The sequence below is a fragment of the Ignavibacteriales bacterium genome, from assembly GCA_016700155.1.
GTDB lineage: Bacteria > Bacteroidota > Ignavibacteria > Ignavibacteriales > Ignavibacteriaceae.
This window is the reverse complement of record CP065001.1, coordinates 1,569,787-1,585,240: the sequence shown is the minus strand read 5'-3', so window position 1 is coordinate 1,585,240 and position 15,454 is coordinate 1,569,787. Positions and strand designations below refer to the sequence as shown.

Annotated in this window: 10 protein-coding genes; 3 read left to right on the top strand and 7 right to left on the bottom strand. The window is 37.8% G+C overall.

Translation table 11 applies throughout. The annotated features are described in order from the left end of the window. Positions 1–15: 15 nt before the first annotated feature. The 3 genes from IPM56_06510 (at position 16) to IPM56_06500 (ending at position 7,691) form a co-directional block, all read left to right on the top strand. Positions 16–3,726, top strand: coding sequence for an alpha-amylase (locus IPM56_06510; protein QQS37602.1), 3,711 nt, complete (start codon positions 16–18; stop codon positions 3,724–3,726). Next, the gene (locus IPM56_06505) at positions 3,665–5,716 is read left to right on the top strand and encodes a PQQ-dependent sugar dehydrogenase (protein QQS37601.1); all 2,052 of its coding nucleotides are present in this window, start codon (positions 3,665–3,667) and stop codon (positions 5,714–5,716) included. The genes IPM56_06510 and IPM56_06505 overlap by 62 nt, the downstream gene beginning before the upstream one ends. A 130-nt stretch (positions 5,717–5,846) precedes the next feature. Next, the gene (locus IPM56_06500; protein ID QQS37600.1) at positions 5,847–7,691 is read left to right on the top strand and encodes a right-handed parallel beta-helix repeat-containing protein; all 1,845 of its coding nucleotides are present in this window, start codon (positions 5,847–5,849) and stop codon (positions 7,689–7,691) included. Between the two features lie 23 nt (positions 7,692–7,714). Here the strand turns inward: IPM56_06500 and IPM56_06495 are convergent, their stop codons facing one another. The 7 genes from IPM56_06495 to IPM56_06465 form a co-directional block, all read right to left on the bottom strand. Next, positions 7,715–9,277 (bottom strand): FAD-dependent monooxygenase, encoded by a 1,563-nt coding sequence (locus tag IPM56_06495; protein ID QQS37599.1) that lies wholly within the window; start codon positions 9,275–9,277, stop codon positions 7,715–7,717. Between the two features lie 111 nt (positions 9,278–9,388). Continuing rightward, complete coding sequence (locus IPM56_06490; protein QQS37598.1) at positions 9,389–10,180, bottom strand: SDR family oxidoreductase; 792 nt, start codon at positions 10,178–10,180, stop codon at positions 9,389–9,391. A gap of 102 nt (positions 10,181–10,282) precedes the next feature. Beyond that, positions 10,283–11,491 (bottom strand): acetate kinase, encoded by a 1,209-nt coding sequence (locus tag IPM56_06485; protein QQS37597.1) that lies wholly within the window; start codon positions 11,489–11,491, stop codon positions 10,283–10,285. Between the two features lie 185 nt (positions 11,492–11,676). Then, positions 11,677–12,618 (bottom strand): NAD(P)-binding domain-containing protein, encoded by a 942-nt coding sequence (locus IPM56_06480; protein QQS37596.1) that lies wholly within the window; start codon positions 12,616–12,618, stop codon positions 11,677–11,679. Between the two features lie 12 nt (positions 12,619–12,630). Continuing rightward, positions 12,631–13,596, bottom strand: coding sequence for a hypothetical protein (locus IPM56_06475; GenBank protein QQS37595.1), 966 nt, complete (start codon positions 13,594–13,596; stop codon positions 12,631–12,633). Position 13,597: 1 nt separating this feature from the next. Continuing rightward, positions 13,598–14,419, bottom strand: coding sequence for an ABC transporter permease subunit (locus tag IPM56_06470; protein ID QQS37594.1), 822 nt, complete (start codon positions 14,417–14,419; stop codon positions 13,598–13,600). Continuing rightward, a complete protein-coding gene (locus IPM56_06465) occupies positions 14,416–15,348 on the bottom strand; it encodes an ABC transporter ATP-binding protein (GenBank protein QQS37593.1) in 933 nt (310 codons plus the stop codon). The genes IPM56_06470 and IPM56_06465 overlap by 4 nt, the downstream gene beginning before the upstream one ends. Between the last annotated feature and the right edge of the window lie 106 nt (positions 15,349–15,454).

The window sequence follows — 15,454 nt, the reverse complement described above, 5'->3', positions numbered from 1 at the left end:
AATAACTCCATTAAAATGACTACATACGATTTTCACGTCAGCAAAAATTCCAGAGTTAAATACCAGTTTGAAGATTCCTTATTCTCATTAATAGGTAATCTTATTATTTCAAACTTCCCTCTTGCAAGAGAAGTTTCTGAAAAAATAAATGCTGTAAGAAGATCGGAAGGCGATGTTGATTATCTTGTAACACCGGGAAATATAAACGCGCTTGGATTGCTGCATGAACTATTTCATCTTGTTATCAGGAAATATGAAGAAGATCAAAACCCGGGAGTATTTTCAAAAGCATTAAATTTTCTAAGTGACGGTTTATCTGAAGATGAAGTTAATAGCACACTTTTAAAATTTATCGAAGAGTTCCCACCTGTCACTGTATTTAAGAATGATGTTACAGCCGAAGAATATCTTGAAGGACAAACATCCGGCAAACCGAACAGAGAAATAATTATTGAAGAAATAATTCTCCTGCATCTTGAAAATATTAATCCTGCGACAAACAGGTTAAGTGAATTTTATTCTGATAAAATATTAGCGGACTCAACAAGCTATAAAAAAGTCATCGAGCAGACCGAAGTTTTTTTTGACAGCGAAAAGCCAGTTGGTTCGGATAATTTATCCTTATTTAACTTTCTGAAAAGACCAATTATTACAAACCCGTTTGATATTGAACAGCAATTGATATTCATTAAAGAAAAATGGGGGTTGTACATTCCGGAAAATCTCATCGACATAATTTTAAAAAGCAGTGATTTAATAAAAGAAGACTACAAGATCTTTGTGCAGCACGGAGGCGGGGAAAAAGCAACGCCGCCAGTGCCGGTTTATGAATTCGATTCAAAATATTTTGAAGAACTGAAAACGAAATTGGAATCAGGGCAAACACTTACATCTGACGAACATCTTTTTTATTACAGCGAGATCGAAAAGTTTACGGAAGACACCCAATGGATGCCGCAGGTAGTAATGCTGGCAAAGAACACGTTCGTCTGGCTTGACCAGCTTTCAAAAAAATACCACAGAAATATTTCAACATTAGATCAGGTTCCTGATGAAGAACTCGATGATCTTGCAAAATGGAATTTCACATGCCTCTGGTTAATCGGAATTTGGGAAAGAAGTTCAGCTTCAAAAAAAATTAAACAGCTTACCGGTAATACAGATGCAACATCATCAGCATATTCCTTATTTGATTATGTGATAGCTTCTGAACTTGGCGGAGAAGATGCGTTTAATAATCTGAAACACCGCGCAATGTTACGCGGAATCAGAATGGCAAGCGATATGGTTCCGAATCACACTGGCATTTATTCAAAATGGGTTGTCGAAAAACCAGACTATTTTATACAACGTGATGATAAGCCCTATCCATCGTACTCATTCACTGGTCCGAATCTTTCAGAAGATGAGCGTGTGCAGGTAAGGATTGAAGATAAATATTATTCAAGAGCAGATGCTGCTGTAGTCTTCCAGAGAGTTGATTCATATACAGGCAGCGCAAAATATATTTATCACGGTAACGACGGAACAAACATGCCGTGGAATGACACAGCTCAGCTTAACTTATTGAATCCTGAAGTAAGAGAATCACTCATACAGACGATAATGCATGTCGCGAGGAAAACTCCCATCATAAGATTTGACGCAGCTATGACTCTCGCAAAAAAACATTATCAGCGTTTGTGGTATCCGCAACCCGGCTCAGGCGGAGCTATTCCTTCGCGTTCGGATTTTTCAATGACAAGAGGATCATTCGATGATTTTTTTCCGGTTGAATTCTGGCGTGAGGTTGTTGACCGGATAAATGCTGAAATGCCTAACACTCTTCTGCTTGCCGAAGCATTCTGGTTAATGGAAAGTTATTTTGTAAGAACACTTGGTATGCACCGCGTTTACAACAGCGCGTTCATGCACATGATGATGAAGGAGGAAAATGAAAAGTACCGGCTGCTTGTAAAAAACACATTGGATTTCAATCCTGAAATTCTTAAAAGATACGTCAACTTTATGAGCAACCCCGATGAAGAAACAGCGGTTAACCAGTTCGGTAAAGGCGATAAATATTTCGGTGTTTCTTTGATGATGATCACTCTTCCCGGACTTCCGATGTTCGGTCACGGACAAGTTGAAGGTTTCTCTGAAAAATATGGAATGGAATATAAGCGGGCTTACTACAATGAAATTCCAGACCAGCATTTGATATGGCAGCATCAGCAGGAAATATTTCCTCTGTTAAAGAAAAGATATTTGTTCAGCCAGGCAGGATTTTTCCAGCTCTATGATTTCATAGATAGTCACGGCAACATAAACGAAAATGTATACGCATATACAAACAGAGCTGGAAGTGAAGTTGCACTTGTTCTCTACAACAATTCATATAATGAATGTAAGGGAACAATTAATTTTTCTGTAGCGAAAGCTTATAGTGAATCAACTGAATACCAGAATGGTTTTGTGCGGGTTGCGTCAGCACTTGGATTTAAGTCTTCCTCTAAGTTTTATTATATCTGCCGCGAACACAAGACTAATCTTCAATATCTTTTTTCTGGAAGAGAAATTTCAGATCACGGTTTCCACACAAATCTTCGAGGTTACCAATATAAAATCTTCCTTGACTTCAGCGAAGTTTATGATGCGGATGGAAAATTTGAAGAGTTATACAGAAGAATTAGTAATAAAGGCGTTGAATCAATAGACAGACTTATTAAGGAACTTGAGAACGAACCAATCCACAACGCGCTGAATAATTATATAAACAGCGATTCGTTCAAAGAATTATCAGACAAAACTTTTTCGCCTTCTCCAACAAAAAAAATAAAAAAGAGTAAGTCGGAAGATGTTTCTGCAATCCCTGTCGAGTTTGAAAAATTAGTAAGTGAGTTTTCCAAAGAAACTACTCTTGAAGAACCAGGGAAATTATATAATAATTTTAAAAATGAGACTGGCAAGGTTTCTACCTATCTCAAAGCAATTACGAAAAAAGATTCCGATGAAAAAGAATTTTTAACAGGCAGCAAAAACAATCAATTGTTCATGATACTTTATTGCCTGCTGAAACAATTAATGATAAAAACTATATCTGACTCTGCGTACGGCAGAGTCCTTTTTGAAAAAATATTGCTGAATAAATTTTTGGAATCGTTATTCAATTCAACCGGAGATGATAATGAAGCCGTAAGTTCACGAATTCAGTTAATAAAAGTTTTTCTTGATCCTCGTTTTATAAGTTCGTTAGAAAAACTAAATGGGGATCAATCAAATATTGTTAAGAGCAAAAAATTAAAACCCATTTCAACTAAAAAATCAACTAACCAACAACCTCTTGTTACATTTATTTCTGATTTGTTTTCAAATGATGTAATCTTTAACTTGCTGTTAGTTAATGAATACGACGGTATCAGGTACTTTAATAAAGAAAGATTTGAATCGTTCGTACAATGGCTGACAATTCTCACCGGTATTTTTTCAGTTCAGAAAAAATCTGACAAAAAAATCGTAAAACCGGCTACCACAGCAAGCAAGAAAAAATCTAAATCCACTTTATCAGGGACCAGCAAAACAACGAAGCCGCCTAAAGCAGACTTCACAGTTTTGAAACCAATTTCCATAAATGCCGGGTATGACGTGGATAAATTTCTTGAGCTATTAAAAGATTACAAAAAGATTGAAACAAAAAAACATAAACAAAAACAAACCAGAGGTAAGCTTGGAAAGGATAAAAAGTAAACTACTCCTATCATTCGTAATTCTTTTTTCTTTTTATATTCAAACACCTGCCCAGTACCAGTTACAGGACGCATTCCCAAATCTTACTTTCACCAATGCTGTTGATTTTCAAAACGCAGGTGATGGTACAGACCGCATTTTTATTGTTGAACAAGCGGGTGTTATCCGGGTTTTTCAGAACAACCCTAATGCGACAACTACAAAAGTGTTTCTTGATATAACAGACCGTGTTTCATCAGGCGGCGAAATGGGATTACTTGGTCTTGCGTTTCATCCTGACTATGAAAATAACGGTTACTTCTATGTAAACTATACGACTTCAAGTCCCCGAAACACAAAAGTTTCAAGATTCCAGGTAACATCAAATCCTGATTCTGCAGATAAGAACACAGAATTAAATCTTATGACAATTTCGCAGCCGTATTCAAATCACAACGGCGGACAAACCTCATTCGGACCTGATGGATACTTATACATCGCGATGGGTGACGGCGGAAGCGGCGGTGATCCTGATAATTATGGTCAGAACAAAGCTGCATGGCTTGGAAAGATTTTAAGAATAGATGTTAATTCAACTCAGGGTGTTTTGAACTATGCAATACCACCTACCAATCCTTTCGCTGGTAATACTCAGGGATTTAAAGAAGAGATCTATGCAGTAGGAATGCGTAACCCATGGCGATTCAGTTTTGATTCGGAAACCGGGTGGTTATGGACCGGTGATGTAGGTCAGAATGCTTATGAAGAAATAGATGTGATCGAACTCGGTAAAAATTATGGCTGGCGCTGTTATGAAGGCAACGCTCCGTACAACACAGCCGGATGTAATGAAATTTATACTTCACCCATTTGGGTTTATCCAAGAAGTGAAGGTTATTCAGTAACAGGCGGATTTGTTTATCGTGGTCCAAATGTGCCCGGACTTTACGGTAAATATATTTACGCAGATTATGGTTCAAGAAAAGTATGGTCAATTGAGTATGATGGAATAAATCCCGCAGTTAATACTTTGCTGTTGACTGCCTCCGCATCCCCTGTTTCATTTGGTGTGGATCAAAATAATGAACTCTACGTTTGTGCCTTTTCAGGAAGTAACGACCGTATATATAAATTCATGCCGACTGCAGCAATAGTTGCACCTTCAAACTTACAGACCACTCCCGTTCCTCCAAACAGTATTCAGTTGACATGGAATGATAATTCAAATAACGAACTTGGATTCAAGATTGAAAGGAAAACATCTTCCACAAGTTTTGTGTTGATTGATTCAGTCGGTGCAAATGTTACTACTTACACAAATGCGGGTGTGAATGATACGGTTCAATATACTTATAGAGTATTTGCATACAACTCAACTGACAACTCCGGCTATAGCAACCAGGCATCAGAAATAATAACATCAGTACCTGTTGAACTGACTTCTTTTACCGCTAATGCTGTGCAAAGTTCAGTTGTATTAAAGTGGAGAACGGCAAGTGAAACAAACAACCGTGGATTTGAAATAGAACGGTTCCTTAATAACAACTGGGCTAAGATAGGTTATGTTGAAGGAAACGGAACCACAACTGACGGCTCTTCGTATGAATATGTAGATGATTTCGGTGATAATGATTTTAAAGGATCAGTCGGTTACAGACTTAAGCAGATAGATTTTGACGGAACTTTCTCTTACTCTTCAGAACTGTTTGTAAATCTTGATCTGAAAAAGATGGATTACACTCTTGAGCAGAATTATCCGAATCCGTTCAATCCTTCGACTTCAATAAGATTTAATCTTCCTGAAGAAAGCAGGATAAAACTTCAGATACTTAATGTACTTGGTGAAGTTGTTACTGAATTATTTGACGGGGTAAAAACCTCAGGACGTTCGGAAGTTGTATGGAATGCTGATCAATTTTCATCGGGAGTATATTACGCTAAACTTCAGGCTGAATCGGTAGCATCCGAAAGAACATTCACCCAGATAATTAAGATGATGTACTTGAAGTAGTTTAGAATTAAGAATTATGAGTTAAGAATGAAGGCGGTTCGATTTGAATCGCCTTTTTTATTCTACTCTCGCAAATCAATTTATAAAAGATTAAGTTACAACCAGTGGTTATAAACTGACGGGTAACTTTATGAAACCAAAAATGTTTCTTCTTCTTCTATCATTGTACATTGTAAATTGTACATTATACATTAGCCACGCTACTACACGCTACGTAAGCAAAACCGGCAGCAGCACACCGCCCTACACAAGCTGGGAAACTGCCGCTGACAGCATACAGAATGCAATTAACATTGCTGAAGTTGGTGATACTATTTATGTGGCAAACGGCGTTTATAAAGAGCAGGTAATTATGATTCCCGGCTTATCTCTTATTGGTGCCGGGATGGATAGTTGTGTAATTGATACGAGAGAATTAGTTACTACTTCATCTTTTCGTGCAGTTCAAGTTGCCGATAGTTGTTTATTTCAAGGATTCTATGTAATCGTTTATCAAAATTCTGATATGGGACGTTCGATTTATGGATTGGGAAATTGTTCGATCATTCAAAATAGAGTAATAAATGGAATAAGTGGAATAACCGCTGGGACAAATGGGATCGTTTATAAAAATATTTCAACAGGTAACAGAATTGGGATATATGTTACAAGTTCAAATGCTATCGTACGTTGCAATAACATTTATCATAATTATCCCGAAGGAATTGGTATATCAATAAGTGCTTCTAATTATTCCTATACTCCCCTCATTGATTCAAACTATATAGAAACAAACGAAATTGGGATTCGAGGGATTGATCAACTGGGAGGTGCAAGACCTATAATTGCAAACAATACAATTGTAATGAGACACGGTCAATGGGGAATAAGTTTATACGTATCTGACTCAGCAAAGGTTTACAATAATCTTATATATGCAGAAAGTGGAGTAGAAGGAATACGTATTAACGGAGTGCCATACATTGATCTTCAGAATAATTATGTAACCGGAAACCTCGGGACAGGAATAGTAATAGGACCTGCACCCAATGTAGCAAAGCACAATGTTGTAACAGGAACAAACACAGGTATTGCAAAATATTCAACAGAACCCAATCCGTTAATTCAATACAATAATGTATGGAACACCAACACAATAAATTATTCTAACTTTACACCTGACAGTACAAACCTATCAGTTGACCCGATGATAGTGAATGATGACACAACACAAGGCGAGCTGGATTTCCATTTGCAGAAATATTCTCCATTGATAGACGCGGGTGACCCAAATATGAAAGACAAAGACAGCAGCAGGATAGACATCGGTCTATATGGAGGATTGTATGGAGAAGTTTATAACTACCAGGATTTAGCCCCAAGACCACCAAGGAATTTAATTGCAGTTTATGATTCAGCAATGATAACAGTAAAATGGAACAGGAACACAGAAGCAGATTTCAGTGAGTATAAACTTTTCAGGGATACAGTTGCAGAATTTACAGCAGACAGCACAACACTTGTTTTAAGTTTAACAGATACGGCATATTCACATCTAACACCACCTGATGTTGAAACTTATTATTACAAACTAATAGCAGTTGATAATCAAGGAAACGAATCAAAAGTGAGTGAAGAGATTGCAGTAAAGATCACATCAGTGAATGATGACCCAATTACAATTAGTGACTACCGTCTTTATCAGAACTATCCGAATCCGTTTAACCCATCAACAACCATTGGTTACAGGTTAAAAGAATCGGGTTATGTAAAACTCTATGTATATGACATAAAGGGAGAACAAATAGCAGTTTTAGTAAATCAATACCAGGCAGGAGGTTATTATGAAGTAGAGTTCAATTCATCCGGTATCCGGAATCAGGTATCCGGGATCAGTGATTTATCAAGCGGGGTGTATATATATCAGTTGATGGTAAAGAGTGATAACAACATCCCTGTATTCAGTGATATTAAGAAGTTTGTGATAGTAAAGTAATGAAAAGCGTCCAAGGAATAAGTTCATAATTTTTTGGTTAATAATTTTCTCACTGCTTCTGCACTATTCTCACCATCAATAGCTGCTGATACGATTCCGCCTGCGTAGCCGGCACCTTCTCCGCAAGGAAAAAGTCCGCTTACATTTGTGTGCATCAGTGTTTCTCTGTCTCTTGGAATTCTGATTGGTGAACTTGTCCTTGATTCAACACCAACAAGGATTGCTTCTTCGGTATAATATCCTTTCATCTTCTTATTAAAAATATTTAGTGCAGTTTTTAATCTTGATGAAATAAAATCCGGAAGCTCTTTGTGAAGTGATGCCGTAGTTAAACCGGGGATGTATGATGAGTCAGGTAGTGTTGAAGATATTTTTCCTTTTACAAAATCAGTAACCCTCTGTGCCGGTGCCCGCTGGGATTTTTCAGCAAGTAAGAACGCTTTCTGTTCAAGTTCCATCTGAAGTTTTAATCCTGAAAATGGAAACTCTGATTCATAATTCTTCCATTCATTTTCTGTTACTTCAACTACAAAACCTGAATTGGCAAATGGAGAATCTCTTCTTGATAACGACATTCCGTTAACAACAACTTCATCATTCGCTGTTGCTGATGGAACGATTATTCCGCCGGGACACATACAAAATGAAAACACTCCCCTTTCCCCAACTTCACATTTTAATGTATATGAAGCGGCTGGAAGGTTTTCGTTCCTCACTGGTGAGTGAAACTGAATTTCATCAATAAGTTTTTGAGGATGTTCAATGCGGACTCCCATTGCGAATGGTTTGGGTTCGATAAAAATATTGTGTTTGTGGAGCAGATAAAAAATGTCTTTAGCCGAATGTCCCGTTGCAAGTATAACCGCTTCACCAACAAATTCTTTTCCCGTGTTTGTAACAACACCCTTCATTTCTGAATCATTTACGATAAAGTCGGTTACTCGTTCATTAAAATCAATTTCTCCTCCATGATTAATAATTGTCTCACGAATACTCTGAACGATCTTTGGGAGTTTGTTTGAACCGATATGAGGATGAGCGTCAACGCGAATATCAGTATCGGCACCATGATTAATAAAAATATCCAGTATCCTGTTTACATCACCGCGTTTGTTTGAACGAGTATAAAGTTTGCCGTCGCTGTAAGTGCCCGCACCGCCTTCACCAAAACAATAGTTAGAATCAGGATTGACTAAACTTTCCTGTTGTATCGCTCGAAGATCACGCCTTCTGCTTTGAACATCTTTGCCGCGTTCGATAATAACAGGTTTAATTCCAAGCTCAATTAATTTTAATGCGGCAAACAATCCTGCTGGACCGCTGCCAACAATAATTACGCTTTTACTTTTTTCAACATTCTTATAATCGAATTTCAGTTCGGACTTTGCGGATTCTTCATTTACATAGACATCAACGAGTATACGATAAACAGGCTCTTTTCTGCGTGCGTCAATTGATCGTTTAATTGGAACAACCGCAGTTATTTCTTCAGGCGGGATTTTTAATTTTTGAGATGCTGTCAATTTTTGGTAATCACGATTACCAATCTTATCTGGTGGTACTACTATTTCAATTTGCTGTTTCATTTTGCTGTCCTCTTTCTATGAGGAAAAAGTGTCATTGACAAATTTATCTTTTAAAACTTCATCATTCGAAATTCCTTGTTCGATACTCGATATTCAAAAGCCCTGATAATTTTACATCACTGATTTAACAAATCCGCCGTCAACATGAATCGTGGTGCCGGTTATGTATCCTGCTTTAGTTGATGCAAGAAAAGTTACTAGTGATGCAATCTCTTCAGGTGCCGCCAGGCGGTTCATGGGAATTTGTTTTGCCATATCTGCAAGCACTTCTTCGTGTGACATTCCTGTCAGTTTTGCTTTACTCACAGCAAGCTCATAAGCTCTTCTCGTTAATGTATGTCCCGGCGCCACACTGTTGACAGTTATCCCATACTTCGCTGATTCATTGCTGAGTGATTTTGTAAAACCGATTATTCCGCTTCTGTATGTGTTTGAAAGCATCAGGTTTTCTATCGGCTGCTTAACTGATATTGAAGTGATGTTGATTATTCTCCCCCATTCGTGTGAGATCATTTCAGGAAGAACTAATTTTGAAAATCTTATTGTACTCATCAGAACCTGGTCAAACGCTTCGAGCCAGTTTTGTTCATCAAGCTCTTTAAGGAAACCGGTGACGGGTCCGCCGCAATTGTTAACTAGTATATCTATCTTCCCGTAATGCTGGTGGACAGTGGTGAAAGTGGATTCAATATCTTTTGGTTTGCTGAGATCACAAACACACCAGAACGGTTCATAGTTAGTTTTGCGTTTGATTTCTGACGAAGCACTTTCAAGATCATCCTTGCTTCGTGAACAGATGGCTACTTTACAACCCTCTTCAATTAATCCTTCTGCTACTGCTCTGCCTATGCCTTTACTGGATGCTGTAACAAGGGCAACTTTATCTTTCAACCCCAGTTCCATAAACTCACCTCAAAAAATTTATGTGAATGAGAAAGAAATCAGCCTGAATAAAATTATCCAGGCTCATCCGGATTATTAATTAAATGAAGAAGAAATCAAAATTTATTTTGCTGTCTCCTTCATCTCAGCTACAATTGCACTTGTATCCAGTGCAATAACTAATTCTTCATTAGTCGGTATTCTGAAAACTTTTGTCGGGGAGGATGCTGTTGAAAGAAGTTCTTCCTTCGCGGCATTTTTATTTTCATCAATTTCAATCCCGATGAATTTCATATCCTTACAAACTTCACTTCTTACTTCTGCTGAATTTTCACCGATGCCGCCTGTGAATACCAGCGCATCAAGTCCGCCCATTGCAGCAGCATAAGCCCCGACATATTTTTTGATTTTGTAAACGAAAATATCAAAAGCGTATTTGGCGCGTTTGTGATCATCCTTTATCGCCGCCTGAATTTCGCGCATGTCACTGCTTTCACCGCTTATGCCTATCAGTCCGCTGTGTTTATTGAGAAGTGTGTTTGCTTCACTCATTGACAAACCTTCTTTACCCATAATGTAAAGTATTACTGACGGATCAATGTCACCACTTCTTGTTCCCATTAACAAACCTTCGAGCGGTGTGAATCCCATTGTTGTATCAACGGAAACACCCCTGTCCACAGCAGCCATACTGCAGCCATTCCCGAGATGTGCGGTAATAATTTTTAATTCACTTAAATCTTTCCCCATCATTTCAGCGGCGCGTTTACTTACATAAAGATGGGAGGTTCCGTGAAATCCATATCTTCTGATTTTATATTTTTTGTAAAGCTCATAAGGAATTCCATAAAGGTAAGCTTTAGGAGGCATCTTTGTGTGGAAAGCTGTATCAAATACTCCGCACTGTGGTGTATCCGGCATTATTCTTTTAACAGCCTGGATACCTTTTATATTTGGCGGATTGTGCAAAGGTGCAAGTTCAATATTATCCTGCAGCACTTGAATAACTTCGTCAGTTATATAAACCGAACCGGAGAATGTTTCTCCGCCATGAACAACCCTGTGACCAACCGCTTCAATATCTTCTTTGTTATCAATCACACCGTGATTTTTACTTAACATAACCGCAAGAACATATTCGATAGCGATTGCATGATCAAGGATTTCACCAACTACTTTTATCTGGTCGCCATCATATCTGGTATGACTTAGAACAGCACCGGTCATTCCGATACGTTCAACAAGACCTTTGGCAAGTGCAACCTTTTTATCAGTATCAAAGAACTGGTACTTAATTGAAGAGCTTCCGCAATTTAGAACTAAAACTTTCATGATCTTTCTTTTCTATAAATGAATACTAACTATATTTTTCTTAATTGATTTCTACTTTTCTCAAACACTTTTTGCCATTCTCCCGTATCATCCGGGCATCGAAGACTGACGTACTAGATGTCGTCACACTTCGACAGGCTCAGTGTGACAAGGCATCATAAACTTTAATTTATTTTACTCTATCATCACTTAGTGTCTATTATAAATCCGCTCTCACTGTATTTGTAAAAACCTTCGCCGGTTTTTTTACCGAGTTTTCTTTCCCTTACAAGTTTACGCAGAATCGGGCAGGCGCGGTAACGAGGCTCACCTAAAGTCTTCCACAAAGTTTCCATCCAGGCGAGAACTTCATCGAGTCCCATCATATCAGCCATTTCAAGCGGACCATACTGGAAATTGTAACCAAGTTTCATCGCGGTATCAATGTCCTTTGCAGTTGCCACACCTTCAAGCAGAATATGCATTGCTTCATTAAGCAATGGAACAATTGCTCTTGTAGTAACAAATCCCGGGTATTCATAAACTTCAACAGGAGTTTTACCGATTCTCGCTGCAAAAACTTTAACAGCTTCAACAGTGTCATTGGAAGTGTGAAGACACTTTACAAGTTCAACCATCGGAATTTTTGGTACCGGGTTTAAGAAGTGCATCCCGATCACCTTTGACGGTCTTCCGGTAGCTTCAGCAATTTTTGTAAGACTTAATGTTGATGTGTTCGATACAAATATCACATCGTCTTTTACAAGTTTATCGAGATGCTGAAAAATATTTTTTTTCAGTTCAAAGTCTTCATCAACAGCTTCAATTATAAGATCGCATTCGCCAAGTTTATCATAGTTGGTAGACCAGTTAATCCTGCTCAGTATCGCTTTCTTTTCCGAAGTTGTGAGAGCCCATCGTTTTATTTCACGGTCGATATATTCAATTAGTGAACTCTTAGCTTTTTCAAGATGATTGACATCTCTTTCAATGAGAAGTACTTCAATTCCGGCGGCGGCTATTGTCTGGGCTATTCCCTGACCCATAACTCCCGCACCGATAATAGCTATATTATTTATTCTTTCCTGTCCATCGGTAGATTTAGTTTTTTCCAACAGGTCTTCAAGTTTCAGATTTTCTCCCTGCATATTTTATCCTTATTAATTTAGATCCAATTTATTATTCAATGTTGAATGCCTGATCTCATTCAGCTTATCTTTTTCAAGTTCAAGTGTAAATTTTATTTTTGTATCGTACCTGCTTATAGTCATATCCTCAACAATTTTTCCGAGTGTTACATCTTTCTGCGCAAATATACCGACCGCGATTGCACTTTTAATTGCTGTTGCAAGAAGGTAAGCGTTCTTTGAGTTATTGAATTCCCATACAGACTCAATTGATACGCCGTCATCAAACTCAGCGGATAAATGGATTGAAGTAATAGAACCGATTATTTCCTTTACCGGAAGATCTTTGTTGTGTCCGAGAATCGGTCCGAACAAAGCTGCGGCAAACGATCCCTTATCAGTTACAAGAAAATAGTGACGTTTGTTCTGAATGTTCTGTATCAGCCGTACAAATTTGGTATTCTCTCTTAGTGACTGACGTTTCTGTTCCAGCAGTGACATCAGGTATGCAGAACTATTCATGACAACAAGAGTTGAATCATCCACGAAATAAAACTTTGACTGGGAACCCGATTTAAGTTCATAGAATTTTTTATCATTAACCTGACCCGGCTTGAAATATCCGGCGTTATTAAAATACTCTTTAACGGGTTGAATATTCCCGCTGAACTGAACAACAAAAACGTTGTTATCATCCCACGTTGTTGCTACATAAATACCGGCAATACCCTTTTTTATTCCGATGCCTGTTTGAACTTCAAATTCACTAAGCCAGTTATTACCTGGCGCTTTCTGGATTGACGTTTTAAAGTATTGTTCCCAAAATTCAGTTCTGCGAAGTTCATCAAGATTCATATAGAGAAGAAACTCGGTGTCAACCGGAAGGTAAGATATTATCTGCCACTGCTTTGCTGTAAGTGCATCTCTCTTTTCCTCTCCCCCGCAGCCCCAAACCAGAACCAGAGCAACTGCCGAAAATAAACCGATCTTCTTAATCACATTAAAAATCTTTCTTCACAAAAATAAAATTTGAAATTCCCATAACTAAAATTAAAAATAAAAACGATGTTAAAACAGGTTGAAAGTCAGTTATTCCTTTTCCGGATGCGAGATTCAGCGTTATCTGTCCCATCAACTCAGAAGTTTTAGGAACTATGTAATAAATCACTTTGATTATTCCGCGAATCGTTTCACTTTCAACAAAAACTTTTAATTGTGTGTTCGCAAAATTCATCAACGGACTTAAAATGATGAATATGAAATAAGCCGCCATCATACCGAATATTGAACTTTTTGTAAGAACACCAAATAATACTATTATCGAATAAAGTACCGCAAATGTGAATGTAACCACAAATATTACAGAGAGAAATGAAATGTCCCAGTAACCTAATTTAAAAGAAATAGTTAACCAGACTCCCAAAATCAGAAACGCGATATTAAGTAAGACGACAATAATTCCTCCGAAATACTTGCCCCATAACAACTGTGTGCGCGAAACAGGTTTTGAAAGCAGCAGATCAATATTACCCTTCTCCAGCATATTAGGAATGAAACTGGCGCTTGAAAATATTGCGAGGAGCAGACAAAGTCCTGCTAACGGAGATATTATAATTAACTCAAGCGCGGTTACAATCTGTGCAAGCTGAAGTTCCTGTCCTTCAACTGCAAACCCGCCTATGAGAGATTCGGTATCGATAACACTGAAAATTAAAATTGATCCGAGTATGACCAGCAATGAAATTATAGCAAAGAAAATAAAAACTTTTCTTGCCATTGCCTCGCGGAGTGTAAACCATGTAATAAGCCAGGTGTTTTTCATGATTTTACTCCTTTGTCAGCTTCCTTAATGAGCGAGATGAACATATCTTCAAGTGTGGTTTTTTGTTTTACGATTTCTTTTATCATCAGGTTTGAATTTCTTAACTGGTCGATTAAATGATTCAACTCTTCATCACTGTTAACTCTAACTGTATAACTTACATCTGTGATTTTTGCGAGACTAAATCTTGCAAACGGGTTTTCATCCGCAATAGATGAAGCCAGTTCAAGTTTATACTCTTCTTTCTTTTCAGTTAGTTCTTTTACTGTTCCTTCTTTAAGCAGTTTTCCTTTGTTAAGAATACCGACCCTGTCAGTGATCAACTCAACTTCTGATAACAAGTGACTGTTAAGAAATATCGTTTTGTTTTTATTCTTCAAGTCGATGAGAATATCTCGTATCTCTTTCCTTCCAATCGGATCAACACCGTCTGTCGGTTCATCAAGGAAAATCAAATCGGGATCATTCAACATTGCCTGAGCAAGACCGAGTCTCTGCATCATTCCTTTTGAATACGTTTTTACTTTTATCTTTTTCCATTTGCCGAGCTGCATAATTTCAAGCAGTTCATCTATTTTTTTTGAAAGATGAATTCCATCAAGTCCGCTTAACTTACCGAAGAAGTTCAGCACTTCACCGCCGGTTAAGTATGGAGGATACTTATGATTCTCCGGCAGGTAACCGATTTTCTTTTTAATCTGGTAATTATTTAAGGGACTTCCGAACATTGCCGCCGTTCCTGAAGTAGGGAAAGTTATACCGAGCAGAATTTTAACAAGAGTGGTTTTACCTGCGCCGTTAGGTCCAAGCAGACCGAATATTGTTCCCGGTTCTATTGCGAGTGTGAACTCATTTAAAGCGTTAACAGTTTTTTTACCAAAAGTAGAGGTAAAAGTTTTTGAGAGACTGTTGGTTTCTATAATTGCCATAACATCCCGTAATTGTTGTACAAATTTACGAATAAAGTGAATACGAAATTGAAAAGATTATGTTGAAATGCTGAATGGGTGGTTGATTGGATGAATGGGTGAATGA

What these genes read in the sequence shown, in the direction of transcription:
- IPM56_06470 (QQS37594.1), bottom strand. Translation starts at nt 14,419, where the DNA reads ATGAAAAACACCTGGCTTATTACATGGTTTACACTCCGCGAGGCAATG.
- IPM56_06485 (QQS37597.1), bottom strand. Translation starts at nt 11,491, where the DNA reads ATGAAAGTTTTAGTTCTAAATTGCGGAAGCTCTTCAATTAAGTACCAG.
- IPM56_06510 (QQS37602.1), top strand. Translation starts at nt 16, where the DNA reads ATGACTACATACGATTTTCACGTCAGCAAAAATTCCAGAGTTAAATAC.
- IPM56_06490 (QQS37598.1), bottom strand. Translation starts at nt 10,180, where the DNA reads ATGGAACTGGGGTTGAAAGATAAAGTTGCCCTTGTTACAGCATCCAGT.
- IPM56_06465 (QQS37593.1), bottom strand. Translation starts at nt 15,348, where the DNA reads ATGGCAATTATAGAAACCAACAGTCTCTCAAAAACTTTTACCTCTACT.
- IPM56_06500 (QQS37600.1), top strand. Translation starts at nt 5,847, where the DNA reads ATGAAACCAAAAATGTTTCTTCTTCTTCTATCATTGTACATTGTAAAT.
- IPM56_06495 (QQS37599.1), bottom strand. Translation starts at nt 9,277, where the DNA reads ATGAAACAGCAAATTGAAATAGTAGTACCACCAGATAAGATTGGTAAT.
- IPM56_06480 (QQS37596.1), bottom strand. Translation starts at nt 12,618, where the DNA reads ATGCAGGGAGAAAATCTGAAACTTGAAGACCTGTTGGAAAAAACTAAA.